The 16265-nt window shown below is 50.5% G+C and carries 1 protein-coding gene; it reads left to right on the forward strand.

Annotated features, from left to right (window positions below; translation table 11 throughout):
* Positions 1 to 4642: 4642 nt before the first annotated feature.
* Complete coding sequence (locus ACVBEG_RS27850; protein WP_447108653.1) at positions 4643 to 4963, forward strand: hypothetical protein; 321 nt, start codon at positions 4643 to 4645, stop codon at positions 4961 to 4963.
* Positions 4964 to 16265: the final 11302 nt, after the last annotated feature.

A 16265-nucleotide genomic window follows, 5' to 3' on the forward strand; every position in this document is an offset into this window, starting at 1 on the left:
ACTGGCTACAAGGTGCTATGCAGCCCCTGAATCAGTGTGTGCTCACCTGCTGGCCTGGCACCCTTACCTGCCTTGCTCACCCTGCTGAATGAGATGGAAGCTTTGCATAGTGATGTACACTATGCTACTCTTTGTTTTTACTTGTTATGAGACAGAGAGGGGCTGGGGAGGAGTTGTCATTCCATTACATGCGATGTGTTGTTCCCCCTACTTGGTGGAATTGGTTGGAGGTTTCCAGGGCTGTTTGTGTTGATAGGTCATTGAGGAGTTCCAGGGTTGATTGATGGCTGAAAAGTGCTTGAATTGTCTGGGGTTGTTGTACATGGTGGCGCGCGAGGAGCACGGGGATTGCTTGTGGAGGCCCAGGCTTTGTAATGGGACCCCTGGCGAACCATGCCTGTGGCTGACAGCTCATCCCTGTTTGTAGACCCGTGAATGCCAGGTCCCTGTGTTGTGATGCCTTCTCATTCATAAAACTCACCAGTGCCTATTGTGTATATCTACTTGTCAACCCACCTTTACATGTTGCTAAAAATTTATTAAATGGGAGTAGTAGGTTCAGGAGCAAGTTCACCCTGCAGAGCTGCTTTACTGGCCAACCACTGCCGTCATGTGCGGAAGGCTTGCCACAGACCCAGATCATGTTGTGCCAGCCCATCCACCTGGCAATTGTGTGATCAGTTCTTCAAATCCCCTTACAAGGGCGTGGTATGGAAATCTGGTGGTGGTGTGACAAACGGTGGCGCACAGCACCACTCAGCCACCAGATCTGTCAATTGTATGCAGGTGTGTGAGCGCTTTATTGCGGCCACATGCCAAGACCCGGGGCCAGGAGAGTTTATTAATCCTAGCTACAGGTCCATTAGTCAACCGTACGTGTCATGCTGGTGAGATGGAATCTCAATGGTCTCTGCAATCCCTGTCCTTGATCATCCTGTTGATTGTGCCACCTGCCATCACAGCGTAGCTTGAGCAAGTTGCGTGTGCAGTCAGGTGTCACCAGGTCCCACTGACTCAGTTGCTTGACTGCCAGAACCGGTGGCGGGGCCGATTGAGCACTGGGTGAAACTGTGACAGATTGATCCAGGGCTGTTGTGTTGAGTGGAGACTCTGACACCGACTCAGGATTGAACAGTGGGTGTGCCAACCACCGTGCTGCCAGGGACAGATTGTGTGATGCCCCCAGGCCCTGCCCCAACCACCCCATCACCCTGGCAACAGACTGGTGCTCGAGACCATATGCCTGAAGAGATCAGGGCTGGGTCATCCTGGTGGGTGAAAGAACTGAGTCTGGGAGACCTACCGCTGCATTCTCAGTGAGCAGCCTGCTGGGGAATCTCTGCTGAAGTTTATGCTCATGGGTGGTGTATGTGTGCAGGTGCTGTGCCGGGTGCACATGAGCCCGGCCCATTGAGAAATGATGGAGTGTGTTAATTAATGCCTGGGTGTTTGGGCCGCGATCCTGGCACTGCAGAGAGAATGGGTGCGTGGTGTTGCATGTAGGTGGTGATGGCTGGAAAAATCAGTGTGAGGGGAGGGAGGGGACGTCATTGAGCTCCAGCTGGCTTAATGTTATGGTACCAAAAGCGCTCAACCGCCTGCACCGAATTCAGTTGGCTGAAGTGTGAGCTACGAGTTTGAGTTCGGATGCGTCACTGTGGTTTTGCATCTCCGTTGTCGCCATGCCCTAGGCGTCAAACTGATGAACAGCAAGTTGCAAGGTGGCCAGGTACTGGTGGGCCCAACCACTCACCACTGAACTTGTTCAGCAGGCACTGGTTTGGCAGTAAATGTACAGAACGGTGGATTCCTCACGAAATTGCCATTACGAATGGGAAACCCTGCTGAGATCTGTGGTTGGGGACCCGAGGAAGCCTCTTGCTCTGATCCTTGACATGAGCGAGATGGATCCTTAGCTAGGTCTGATGGTCGATAACTGCTGCCCAGGCCGAAGTTTTTGCCCTGAGACCGAAACAATATGAACCTCTGCCCAGACATCTACCTTTATTCAATGCCCTGGGCCTCCTTACCCTGCCAAGTTTGGAGTTGTCATGCAAATCCTTTGCATTATGGTGCCTCTGCCATGTAAATGCGATGCTATTATTGTTGTAGTGAATTAAGATTGCTGCATGATGAAGTCTGTTGATTGAGGGAATTAATTTGCAAACACTTCCAGAAACTTGCTTTTTCAATATGCTATTCAGCTCAGGACTTAGTCAGTTTGTCATGTCCAGTGCCTCCTGGCTGTGTCCAGTGAACATCTAGGTAGAGGAGAGAGGAGTTGCCAGGCTCAGGGCTGTGACCGATGAGTTGATGCCATACAGTGTGGAGGCCCCCAGAGGGTTAGGTGTTGAGGTCAGTGCCTGGTGGTTGTCCCCTTGGTCAAAGTCCATCAGAGGCCGTGGCTCTGGCTGAGATGGGTCTAGGATAGTGGCTTGGCCAGCATCTCTTTAAATGGATCATGCGTCACGCGAGTTCACAGAGCTGGATTGTATTGAGTCACGTCCCATCACACTGCCAACCCAGAACTCTGCCACTGTGTGTAAACCATCTGCCTGGATGGAATTCCATCATAATGCTGTGCGTAGATCTCTCAAGCGAGACTGCCTCCTGACTGTTGCAGGCTGCCCTGCCCGACACCAATTTGCTCAGGGGTCAAGAGGTAACTGGAACATGCAAATACCTCTTAATTGAAGAATTCTCTAAGTTGACAGTTGAAGGGGTCTTCATAGGTGAGTTTGGCCTTAATTTAAGGTCTTGCTGTATATATATTGGTCTAGCTATTAGGTATCTTTATTCTGAGAATTAAGGACTGGGTTTTCTACATCATTTAAATAATTTTATGAAGCATCATTTTATTGCCTTGCTTGTCTATATTGCTTTTTGTTGGAGTTGTTTAATTGGTGAAAGTGATGGGTCTGTAGAGGTTTGAATGCTATGTGACAACCATATGTTTAGTTGCATTAGTCCAGGTGTCACTGTCACTACTGCTTTGTATTGATTAAAATTGAGCTTGAGTGTTTTTTTCATTGAGCCAGGCTGCTTTCCACTGTGTCTGTAGGCCTTTATCCCTGAAGGCAGAGTTGGTTGTTTATATTGGGAGGAATGTCCCATCCCCAAAACTCCCTGGGATGTGTTTTGATAAAATTAGTTGGCTCATGATACCATTCTATGAACCATTGTCCATTGTGGTGCTTTGGCTGTGTCTTTTGGGGAGAGATTGATAGCTGGTGATTTTAACCAAATTTCTATTTTATTGGGTAAGCTCTCGCTTCTCCTTTGCCTCCTACCCTGACATATCATCTGCAGGAGTTCCCTTACTCTGTGCACACTACTTGCTTTTTTTTGCATTTACTTTCCCCTTGTTAACTGGAATGCTATCCTTTACTGAGACCTTTATTTTATTTGTGGTTGGTTGCTGGTTGTTTTTTTGTTGATTGCATGATCAATTTGGGAAGGCTGGCTGTAATCTTGTGTTGTGGGCATTGCTTATGAAGTCTGCAGTTTCTTTATGTGTCACACAGCTGAAAGCTGAGTCTTGCAGGACCCTTAAAACTGCTCCTAACTGTGTGCACTCAATGCCCAGAGCCTCATTGGTGGGGCATTGTTGGCTGTGTGACTTGCATCCTCGGTATTGCTGCTGGTTGAGCCCCATGTTGTCAGGCCCATGCGGCCAGAGCCCTCACTGCCTAACAGCCAGACTGCTGGGCTGCTGGTGATCTGATGGCCATGATATGGCCAATGATCTGAGTAGTCTCAGGGAGGTCGGTGAGGGAGAGAGCGACTGGGTGAGCCGCTGGGTGCTGACATTGGGGACTGTGGCGGTTTCTTGCTGCCTAAACCTGCTGAGAGGGCTGGAGCAAGTGGATCTGGGCTGGCTGGCTGTGATTTGTATCGGGATGACATGATTGTGATGTTGAGAGCAAGGGGGTGAACTGGTGGTAGACCGTGGATTGCGGGCGATGGGTGACCCTTCACCATCTGGATCTGGTTTATAGATGTGCTGGAGATTGGTCATCACTCGGTGCCCGCGGGTACCGGAATCCAGTGCCGTGTGCTTCATTGTGGCTGGTCCCATCAAACTGCGGTACTGCTGGGTCTTGGCTGGATCCAGGTGCTGTGCATGCAGATGCTGGCGTGACTGTGCCCTGGGCCCACACAAACCATGCTGCTCCAGGTGCCAGAGCCAGGCTGCGCACCCAGTGTCTCATTGCACCACCGGGTGTCAGATGCTGTCCAGGGTTGCCATGGCAACCTGCTGGTTCATTGGCCTTTGGGTATTTTTGCAAAGCCTGGTGCACAGACGACGCATTTGTTCCTCGAGCCGGGTGGCCGTGGGTGGCAGAGTTCATTTCTTGCTCACGGTGCCTCCATAGAAACCCACTGGCCGACATCGACGCGCGCGTTGCTCACTCCCTTGCAGCGGGCGTGCTTGTTGTCGAGACGCCGCGAAGGTTTGCTTAAGCTTGGCACGTGGAAGGCGCCGAGACTTGCTGCCGTTGGCGCCGGTGAGCCAGTAGACGTCGGATCCACGCCATTGCTGTTGTGTTGGTGTTGTTTGGCGCCTGTTGGCGCTTGGCTGACTGCAGGCGGGTTGGTGGTGACATCATCACTCCATCCTTGTGCCTGTCTGACTGCACAGATGTCTAGCTCTGGAAGTCAATGGCAGCATGTTGATTTGTTTTCAAATGGACAGCGAGAATTGCTTGGCTGTGTGAGTCACTGTGTTTATAGCCAGAGCCCGGCTGCAGCCTTGCAGTCCGTCAGGGCCGCTCAATGGATTGAGAGTAGTTTTTATGCACACCCGTCTGGTATGTTTAATTCAGATGGAGCTTGCAGTGACCTGCTGGTCCCGGAATCCTTGAGCCTGCTGGAAATCATGATTGGTGAGCAGTGTGATGCTTTATTTTGTCGGCAAGGAACTTTGATCGAGTTGCTCACGCTCATATTTGATAAAGCTTAGGATGGAGAGGGCAGGATGAGTCAATTCCTGTTGAATTATGATCAGCAGGCGAATGACCTGTGAATCCAGTGAGTTTTGCATGCGGGATTGTCTTGTCCCATATCCACTCAGCCGAGAGGGCAGGTCCCTGACCACTTCCTTTACCTGAACCTTGAGGCAGAATTGAGGTGGTATTGCTTCAGGGTCCTTGGGAACGATTCATCATTCTGAGAAGTCTGAGACTGCCTCTTCCTGTCCTCACCGTTATGTGACCAGCCTCCACAGGTGCCTGGGACGATTTTTTGTGGATCCATATCATGTGTGATGGTTATTATGAAGGCAAGATCTGTGTGTTGAAGCTCAGCGTCTCCTTATGGGGTCCCATACCAGCAAGCACTTACACTGCCTAGCACTGGCAGAGATTGCTGCTGAGGCCGAGAACAAGTGGATTGCTGGCTGAGCAGAGGGCTAATTAAACTTAGAATCTGCAAGCCACTGCCAGGAAACCAATACCATGTTTAATTGACCCTAGCTGTTCTGGAAAGTGCTGAAATTAGGGGTGAATGAAATTAGTATTAAGTGATAGATTAAAAATAAGCCTGGTAAAGCAGGAGCAAATCTGAAGTGCTGAAATGATGGAAGGAGGGAATAAAGTCCTCTGAATTGCCCTAGCTATAAATGGTTATTGCTGTCAATATCGGGTAGCATTGCATGCAGGCCTGTCAGCTGCGAGGAATGGACAGCCGTATCATTATGATTATCAGCTGGGTGGTGGTGCAAGACTGGGACAGTTGAAGTGAGCTGAGCCTCTGTAACCTGCTGTGCAAAGGAATCACAGCCACATGCACACGGCTCAGTGCAGATGATGTAGTTGCTGACAAACCGAAGTGGTGAGATAGGGCTGTCTCTATCCTTTGACTATATAGATTGATGTGTGAATTAATTGAATGCACTGACTCGATGAATATATAAATGGTTGAAGCCTGATCTATGAATGACTGGTAAGTAGTGAGAGACATCCAGAAGGATTACATCGTCATGGTCATTACCCAAGAGAAATCTGTAAAGACTATTGGCCACACACTCACCATGTCCAACAAGGCAGAAAAGTGAGCATAGGATTGCTGTCAGGAGACCGACATGAACGATATCCCGGGCGGCCAGAACTGGCCACACAAAGTGTCCACAGCCAAAGCAGCTGCCGAGCACTGAAAGCCATGTGGCGGTGGGCTCAAACGCTGCTGCAGGCCAAGAAATAAAGATTGGTGAGGTGATGGTGTGGAGAATTGGAAATTGAGTGAACATATGTGTTTCAGTAATCGAGTTATTGCTCAGCAAAGAAGGAGGGCAAGACTAAGCAAAGCCCACTGAATGGCTTAAGAGATGCAAGGATATCAGTGTGGGCACCAAGTGAGCACCCACCCCCACTGAAAAAACCTGACACTGGCGCTGGGAGGAAGAGCGAGGGCGGCGACGAGTCCACCACTCCCGCCGACAAGGGGCAGGAGGGGAGGTACAGGAAGATGAGTGATGTTGGAGGAGGAGTCTGCATAAGGCTGGCCATATGTTTGTAGGGGAGTAAGAAAGCGTGGGCGTGACTGCCAAGATTTCCAGCAAACACACGAAGCCTGGCTGAAAATCGAAAACCCATTGCTGTTGGTACCGGAACCGACAGGTAGCAGTGCGATAATTCTCAGGGCTGATTGTGGCTGGTATCATCAAATATGTGCGAGGGCTATTTATAATGTGGGAAGGCATATGCACCTCACAAACAAAAGATATGATTCAGCATTCCTCCTTAGAAAATGTTATATACACTTGTTATTTTATATTAATTATAACCCTGCTAAGGAGGCTCCTATTGCTAGGTAACTTACTGGCTAATTGTGAACCGTTGTAGCAATTTTCATTAAATTGGCTGCAGATCGCAGCTACCCAATCACCACTCCCATTGGGAGTAGTGGAGAAACCCTTGGCTGTGCCCATCCTCGGTGTCAGGTTGTGTCTGTGCTATAAAAATCACGGTGTTGCTAGATCAGCCTCCTGCTCCCTTGACAAGTTCAAGTCTGGCAACCTTGAACTTTATTCCTGTTATTTCAGTGCATATCAGATATATTTATAGGTATTGTGCTGCTCAGTGTGCTTACTTGGTGTCTATCTAGGGCTGATGAGGGTGACATCAGAATGTGTTGTGTGTGTCTGCATTGGCCTCCTGGCTCAGGACCAGATTCCTGCCAGCCTCCCAAGTCACTTTGATCCAAGGACCTTGCTTACTGAGGCACATCTGGGTTACCGTTTATTGGGTTTGAATGCCAGGGCCCTGTTATATTGCTGGAAGACTTTGCCTTTTTATTGGCTATCCTTCTCCAAATAGTTATCTTTAGCATGCTCCAAACAGCTTGGTTTGCTTGTTGTCTAATGGCTTCCACTGCCTCAACATATTGTCTTGAACTCTTCTCCCCAGTGACGTGATATCCAAGGCTGTGTGTATGTCTCCTTTGGAGAACACTACGACAGAAACAGCTGTGGCCAGGGAACGAGCCATAACCAGTTTGCCTTGCTGAGTCAAAGCCCATCTCAAATGACATCTTGTTCATATTGTGAACCAGTGCTTGGTCATTTTTGCTAGATTTGGTTGATATAAAGCTCATTCTGTATCGGTCAGAGCATGCAGTTTGGTGATTTGGTTGAGCTCCGTGCTACGCACACAATCACTTAAAAAAATTAAAGATTGGGTTGTGTTGTGGTTTGTAATGGTGCATAATATTGCATCCACTGGTGAATCTCTTCCGATGTTCTGAATCTATCACATATGGTTTGGTTCATCTTGTAGCGGGCGTGATTGCCAAACCCCTAGGGTTTGGGGGGGGGGGGGTTGCATAAACATGTTTATATCGGATTTATAGCGTGTTTGTTAATGCGTTTCTTTCTGTGTTTGAGCGATTTATGGCGCGACGGTCGCTGGTTGAGGTCCGGGTACTGGTGGAGATCTTTGATCGACTATCCAATGTTTCATTTCTTTACCTTATGGCCAGATATTTAAATTAATTCCTATAATCGCGAAAACATGCGAAGACAATTTTCCTAGCCATTGCTGCAAAGGCTGTGCCCAGAGCCCAGCGAGACAGGACGCCACGCGCTGCCGCCTCACGGCCCAGCTTTTTATTGACTGCGCAACCAGGTGACCGAGCCGAGACTCGCCACAAGGGCGTGCAAGGCCCAGGCTCAAACGATCTGATACCAGGGCGGTGTCCCTGAAATCGTGGGCTTGACCCCTTGTCCATGTCCATTGTGCAATAATCATCATGATCGTTACTTCTCAAGCCAGAATGGTTGCTTGGAAACAAGGCCCAGATAACCATTACGGATGTTGTCCTTATATTTCATATAATGGGGGAGTTCGGTACTCATTATTGAATTTGTTTAAAGTCCAGATTGTGTTACATCAGGCTACTAAGGTGATCTCAGTGTTTTTATAATCTAAATGCTGGTGAATTGGTAGGCTTGGCCGCGAGGATAGCATAGATCAACCAGGAAGACGAGACACGAAGGGTAACAGCTGCGTGTAGAGCAGGGGCTCGGGCCAAGTGGGTCACCGGCGGCAAAGCCAAAAGCGAGCAAGCACGTGTGGCACAAGGGCAGGGATTGCTATGATGTGGGAGAAGTGGGTTGAAATGGCCGACGGTCCACAGGGCGCGACCCTGAGTCACTGGAAGCCCTGGGGAATGGGAGGCGGTCACATGCCGAGGTGACATTCCGAGTTGTGCAGTTAACTTAGTACACAGACACGTCCATTGCCAAGTGACACCGGGTGCTTCCTTATCATGTTTTGTTGGAGCAATTATCCATGCCCAACGACCGACCCGAGATTAGTCCAGCCCCGTTGGCTTATCAGAATCTTGTTGGAGGAGAAGAACGAGTTACTTAAAAGTGGCCAAGGAGACGAAACCGAAGTTAGTATTTGGGTGGCACTGATTTCTAGCTGTTTGCATAGCTCCAAAAAAATCACAACAACAAATTGAGTTCCTAGAACAGGCGGAGATGTGGGCTCAGCCATAGCCGATACACACAGGAGAGTGGAGCCAGAGAACAATGCTGGGAGGAGATGGTTGTTGGAAACAAGCCCTTCATGTAAATTTTTGAATTGGCTTTTACAGTCAGGTGAGCCCGTCACATAGAAGTAGAATAGGGTAAATCTTGAGACACCTGGTCGGCGGCTGGGTTGCCTTAAAACAGGATCGCCTCAACATCTCATAAAGTTGACAGAAGTCGACCTCATGCACTTCTGTTTTGCTTTTACTGCATCCACTACCTGATCTATTCTTTGTGTCTCAGAGTGAGATGTATCCATTGCTGCAACAGCATCCTCCAAGGCCACGCGACGGGGAGGCGTGACGTGGGGTAGGCTTGAGGTGACATCGTCAGCTTGGCTGATTGTGTTGCAGACAGTGCCACATTGGTGTCTAGGATGAGACCATGCCAGGGCATAGTGGAGCGCCCATCTGTCGCCTGAGCAATGCCTGGGCCCCACCCAGTCTCCTGTGCGTGGTGGGTGATGAAACAGTTGAACGGGTTTGTTGAATAAAACCGAGAGGCTGTTGGCATCTTGCTGGTAGGAAGAGCCAGACCACAGCTGAGTCAAATGCCTGGAAGGCCAGTGTCAGATACAGAGGGTCTAATTGCTTGCAGGGGGTGAACCCAGGCAATTATATCTAGCTGGATCAGAGTGGGTGGCCTAGACCAGAGATGCCAGAGTTGTTTGTCTCATAGTAATTGTTGTTGTTTGAGTTGGGAGACATACCAGAGTTAGAGCAGGTGAATATTCAGCTGAGAGTGAAATGATTGACAGCAGCCCATTCATATGCATTGTCCTGCTGTGGCTTGGGCTTTCCTGGATCGAGTCAGGAAAAGTTAAGAACCGCATACCCCCGAGCAATGCCAGCTGGCATCGAGGGCACGACGGCGGCAGGCAGGGTGACCTTCGCCTCGCCCGGGCCGAGACGACGAAGGGCGGACCTGCAGCACAATCGCAAGAGCACAAAGCGGGACACTGGCGGAGACGGTCGGCAGCGTGCGGACGACGGCGACAAGAACGGGCACACCATCAATGCACACAGGGCTGGAAGCCACTCAACACATCCAAGGGCATACGATTACAAGGGCTGGAGAGTGCTGTGAGGCCGATCATCACTGCGAGCGGCGGACACCGTGCCTGCGTCAGAAGCTGCGAGAAGGTCGGGTACCGGTGGGTTTGTGCAGACCGCCTCAGCCCCAGGGCATGATCAGATGTGTGACCACCATGGTGAAGGCCTGGCATCCAGCAAACCCCACACGTGCACTGGCTCTCCGTCAGAACATGCATGCATGTGTGTGTGTCACCTGGGCACAAGACGAGGTGAGTGGAAGTCTTTCTGTTTATATCTCTCTCTGACATGTCCCTGACCCCCTACGATGTCAAACCGAGCATAAATCCAGCTGGTTGAGCTGTGTTTCTGCCACTGGACCCCCGGCCACGTACCAGGTCCAGAGGTTTACCGGACATAGACCAGAGGGCGGTAGAATTGTGTTTATATATTTGGTGATAGCGCTGAGCCCTTACCCTCTAGCAAAATTAAAAATCCTGGAAATTCTTATGGTGGAGGGATGGCGCAGGCAGCTTTTGTGTGTAATCTACTTTTTTTATAATGCTTTCGGCAAGTTCAGAATGAGAATTAGGCATATACACCTGCCCCAGAGAGTTCGTGACACAGGTGCGGACACAGATCGGCTGTACAGATGCTTGCCCCGCCCTGCTGAGATACGGAAGAGATAATTTTACATATTTATATATATTTGGTCTGTGTCCACATATTGCAATTAGATCAGTCGCAGCCTGCTCATCTGGCCTCGAAGACACCATACCCATTGCTGCTGACCAGCATTCCCCTGGCTCATTCCGGCCAGGCTGCTCTCTGTTTGGTATCCACCTGCCCCTCCTCCTCCTCCTGCCCTGCCAGGCCAGTGGGAGGGAGGAGCCAGACAGAAAGCAGAAGCAAGGCTACCCTGCACACAAGTCCCAGTGTCCGGATAGATTGACTGTGGTGCGTGGTGGCATCCAAGCCCAGTCTTGGCCTCCTTTGTCCATGTGTCTCACACCCACACACAATCACATTGTTCAGGCAGGGCAAAAGCTTGGCTGGCTCCTTGGCTGCAAGATCCTGTCCAAAGGTGTTGGGAAAAACAAAAAAATATTTCTCCTCCTCGCAAATGTGCCCCTGTGTCATATATCAGACACGTAGCTGAATACAGTCATCTACAATCCCTTTGTCACTCTCTCTCTCTGTGTGACAGACTGGTGAGACATTCTCAGGTCCTGTTTGTTTATACATAATTTATTAGAGTTTTCTTCTTCTTGAGCCCCTGTGTCCCCTTAATTGCTGGCACTTGATTGGGGCCCACATCCACCCCTTGTCCCTTTAGAGTGGTATCATTGGCATCGTGGCCAGGGCGGCCATTGCTGCACCCGGTGTCAACACTGTGTGATTGTAGAGAAATGGATACCCAAGTTGACATTGTTCTGAAACTGCTGTTAACCATTCGGCCTGCTGAGTTCTGGCGGGGAAGGGATAACACGATGGCGCTGGTGACGGCTGGAGAACAGCCTCCCCATGGCCTTGTCCGCCTCAACCGTCTACGACACACACACACTCGTCTCTCTGCCTGTCCTCATTGTCTCTCTCTCTCTCTCTCTCTCTCGCATCTTCTTCTTCTCCTCCTTGTCTTGTGCCAGTCACACACGGGGCCCACCGCCAGGGTGTGGAAGGCCCATTCATGACCGGGCACCCCAACCTCTGTTTATTTGAATTGCCAAACACACATCCATGTCCTTATGCTGCAATCTCATTGGTGCCATGTTGGTGTATGGATCAGAGATGACGGAGCCCATAGATGGGCTGCATGTGTGTGAGTGAGTGAAGGATCTCCATACAAACGGGTGCAAGAACAACCACATAAATGTGCTCACAGTGTGATCTTTCTGGAACCCCAGAGGGTTGCGTTCTCCAGCTGCCTCATCCAACATTTCCAGAGCTGAGGCACCCCCCTCATCATAGGTACTGATTCCCATGGACAGAGTCTGTCTCTCTCTTTCTTGGACATATCTCCTTATGTTTATATTTCCTTACACACATTTTGAGAGAGACATTGCTTTACTCTGCACACACAGGAGAGAGATAGAGTCTAGGAGACTTGGCCAGGTTAGAGTTTTGTTCTCACAGTCCCACACCTGTTCTGTAAGTTTAAAAACTGAATTCCCAGGCCTGGCTAAAAAGTGATGACATCCAATTGAATTTCTGTGCTCCTTCCTCTGCCTGGTGGTGCTCCATCATCCATAGCCGTGTGCCCGTCATATATCTTATTGGAAACTTTTGACGACCCCACCCCTTGTACAAAAAGTCGGGTGAAGGGAGATGGAAATCGATACCTGCAGATGGGGGCGAAAACTCTTCAACCTCACAAACTCCAGCAGCCGCCCGCGCCTCCCACACCTGGTGAAATGAACGTTTGTACCCTTGTCGCGGTACCGCGAATGTCCACGCGAGATCGCTGGTGGACGGTGCACATACTTGGTGTCATCGCCTGACCTTTTTTGCATTATAAATGTGTCATGCTTGACACACAATGCTGTGAGCGCATGTGGTTGCCTAGATGTTTGTGTGTGTGACTGGTCTGTCTCCAGACTCACAGAGAGAGACTGAGATCGGGTGCCTTCACTCAGGGCGGGGAGACAGGAAGAATCCAGTTGGGGTGGGCTACCTGGATGCCATGGTTGTTATCTGGTGCCGAGTCCGACACGTGCCCAGGTGCCTCATCCATCAAATGGATCAAACAGGGCGGAGCTGAGGCCTTCGCGACCATATGCCATTGTCGATTGCTGGATAGATATTTTTTTAAATACATCCATATAACTGTGTGGTTGGTTTATTGGCTGCGCGAATTCCCGCCCAACCCCCAAGAGGTAAATTCTGCAGGTGTGTGAAAATCCTTGTTCTCTCTCACAAATATCGGTCGAAACCACATCCCTGTGAAACACTTCTGGGAGGTCTAATTCCTTGTAAAATATTTGATGTGCTCTGTGGTTTGTATCTCCATGGAGCACAAATGCATATGAAATCTTCAGGTTTCTTTGAAGTTGAAGTTCCAGAAACACACTGTGTGTGTATGGGTAGTTGGGTGAGAATTCCCATTGGGGTGGCCATGGCCACCCAGTGCAGCAACATCCACATTCTTTGGACCCCGTCATATTTATTTCATTTAGCCAATCACTGTCATCTGTTCTTCCCTCCAGAATCAAGTGGGCTTTGGGTGTGCTTGTGTATGGTGCGCGCGCGCGCACACCCCGTGTGTGTGTGTGTGTTGTGTCGCATGTCCATGCGAGGTCGCCGCCGCCCGAGCGCGTGGTTGGACAGGTGTCTTGTGAGCCACCCTGCCCGCGCAACGATCGATATGCCCGGGTGGTTCATGCGCGCGCGATGTTCACCAGAACACTGGTGAGACGCATCTGCACGCCTTAGTCTGGCTGCCTACAGACAGACAGACTCACACACACCTGCCTGCCTGAGCCTTTGATCACATAGCAGTATAGTATTTGAGCTCCTTGTGGCTAGTTTGTGTAGCTGTGGTTGAGAGAGGCAGGCAGCAGCTGGTGATTGCCCTGCCTCACCCTGCCAACCGCCTGGCCATCCCACCAGGGGCCGCTCGCCCGGCCAGGGGCGAGCACCCGGGCGTGCAGGGGATCGCGGGAAAGTCTGCACATCCAACCACCTCGGCCTGGGGGGTGAACCCGCCCCGCCCGCCCCGCCCCCATTGCCTGGCAACGGACGTACGTGTAATCTTATCATTCAGTTTGGGTTTTGTTATTCTTGTGAGCACTCAGATGGAGACTGGGCACCCATGTGAGTGAAAGATTAGAGGGAGACATTTTTTTAAAATACCAGCTCCCCCTAGTGTTTGCTGGCCATCTTTCCAGTTCAGCAGGCCCATCTCGGTTGGTGTGTGGAAGGTTTTGTCAGAAAGATGAGACGCTGTCTCCTTCTCCCTCCCCCCTGGTGTTGTCGGTGTGTTCATGCCGGAGAAACCCGCCTCCCCCTGGTGCGAGCAGATGGAGCGACCGAGTGAGAGAGTTGGTGCAGGTGGTGTTGCGAACAACCGGTGTGCATGCTGCAGGGGTGGTGTTTGTGTTCCACTGCCTGCACAATGCGGTTGAGTCCACACAGTGCTGGTATTGTGGTGCTTAGAGAACGCGTGGTGCAGGGGTTTACTGTATCTTTTGGTTTCGCCATTCAAATGTTTAGAACCACAGGACCCAGTTGCTAAGCGTGGCCAGGCGAGCGATACCTGCTGCAAACAGGGAGTGGAGGTTGAAGTGCCTCGCTGTGCAGCAGCAATTGCCTGCCCAGCAGGTGGACAAAAGGAGAGAGAGGTAGTTGATGTTGAGCCTTTGCTTATCTGCTCAATCCACAGGATGGTTGGACTTCTGGGTGTGTGCACGGATGCCTTTGTGTGGACAAACCCATAGACTTAAAAGTTGGTGAGCAGCTGTGCTTCCTTTGGGTCTGTCTGGATGGGTAAGCATGCAGTGATTTATAGCCTAATCAAGGAAGGTGCTTGATGCCTAGAACACAACCAGATTGTGATAGGCAAATACTAGAAGCTCTTAAATGTTCAGAGCGTTACCCTAGTGAGATGAGAATGGGTGTGAGCTGTTAGCATTTACAGCGGGATGACGTGGCTGCTGTGAGCACTTTTTAATTGTAACTGTGCCCTGACATTGCTGTACATGTGGCCAGGCAGGACCCAACAGTCCCATGCCCTATGAACTGTGGCCAAGACTTAAACAGGACAGCCAAACAGAAAAGGTGCTGTGTGCTCAGAGGGCTGTGCCCAAAGTTCAGGTGCAAACCCATGAGAAGAGCATGGTCAGAGCACACACACACCTGCCAGAAATGCTAGTGCTGAAGCCGAGGAGTGTGACTCAGCAGGTGCAGGGCGTGGTGGTCATGCAGGTGTACTAGTTGAAAACATCAGGTTGAGATCAGGTGGATCGGGCGGGGATTGATCACTATGTCGCTTGGTGTGGGAGACCAGTATGGTGGTGTGGTGAGCTGTTGGCGAGAATCGGGGACTCATGCATGCGCTCGTGGCAGGCGAGCATGTGTGTTCCATTGGTCCGAGCACCTGCAGCATGAAGCCAATAGCTGCTTATGGCCACGCCTGGGTGGGAGTGATTGGACGGCCAGATTCATCAGTGTGATGGCTCATGCTAGGCTGAGTCCTGACTGGTTGTTGTGGCTGGCCACTGACGTCTGTAGCCTGAGCTGGCTGGGGAGACCAGGTGGGATCTTTGTGGGGTTTGGAGGTTGGTGTCCCAGTAGCGATGAGATGATATTGCTGGATTTGGCTGAGTGGGTGATGATGGCTGTGTGCTCTAGCATCTGTGAGATTGAGGATCACTGTGAGCATGGAGCTGTCTTTCCACTAGTCTCTGAGGAATCTGAGCATTTCAGAGAAATGAGTTGTGTGACTGTTGTCATCATATAAAGCGATTTCTGAATTCAGATGGTGAACTGTGCAGGGCCTGTTTTGCTGTAAGACCAGGCAGCTTGGCCTTCTTCTGTTGCAGACGGGGGCATGAATATCCAGTTGTATCTGTGGGGATTGATAACAATTCAGAGGGCTTAATTTTTCATAATGTTTCCACAGCAGAACACTCAGACGACTCTCTCACCAATTGTTGAGGGTGTCACATGTCGGGAAAACAGTGGTGTTTGAGCACAGGGCTAGGCTGAATATCCATTTGGTGTCTGGAATGCATTGAATCTTAGCTTGTGGTAGAGGTGTGCAGGTGGGTGGCCAGACAAAATGAATGCCTGTGTCAAGTTACTGGTCTGCAAACCTTTGACCACAGTTTACCTTGTGTCCAGGCCACAGTGCTCTGGGCATCCTCATGTGCAGAATTAGTAGTGCCAGGGATGCTGCTGCGGATGCCACAGCAGACGGCCACGTGAAATTGGCCAGGTGCTTAGGAGTGCTGGTCATGCTGCCCGTGCCCCCTTGGGCATCCCATCCCTGTGTCAGTGCTGTTTCACGAGTAGCTGCACCATCATGTGGGCAGACGGCTGTGTTGATGATTGGGTGTGTGAGGACTGAATGCCCACCTGTGTGCCCATTGCCCTGGGAGGGTTGTGGCCATGGAATGATGTGGTCTGTAAGGAATTTATGCCTGAGAGCCCGTGTGGTCTACATATGGTTTGGTTGAGAGGGTTCTCTGTTATTGCCACGAACA

Source organism: Pseudomonas sp. GG8 (assembly GCF_052976945.1).

Bases quoted from the DNA above. Each gene is read 5' to 3' on its own strand.
- ACVBEG_RS27850 (WP_447108653.1), top strand. From the start codon at position 4,643: ATGTCTAGCTCTGGAAGTCAATGGCAGCATGTTGATTTGTTTTCAAAT.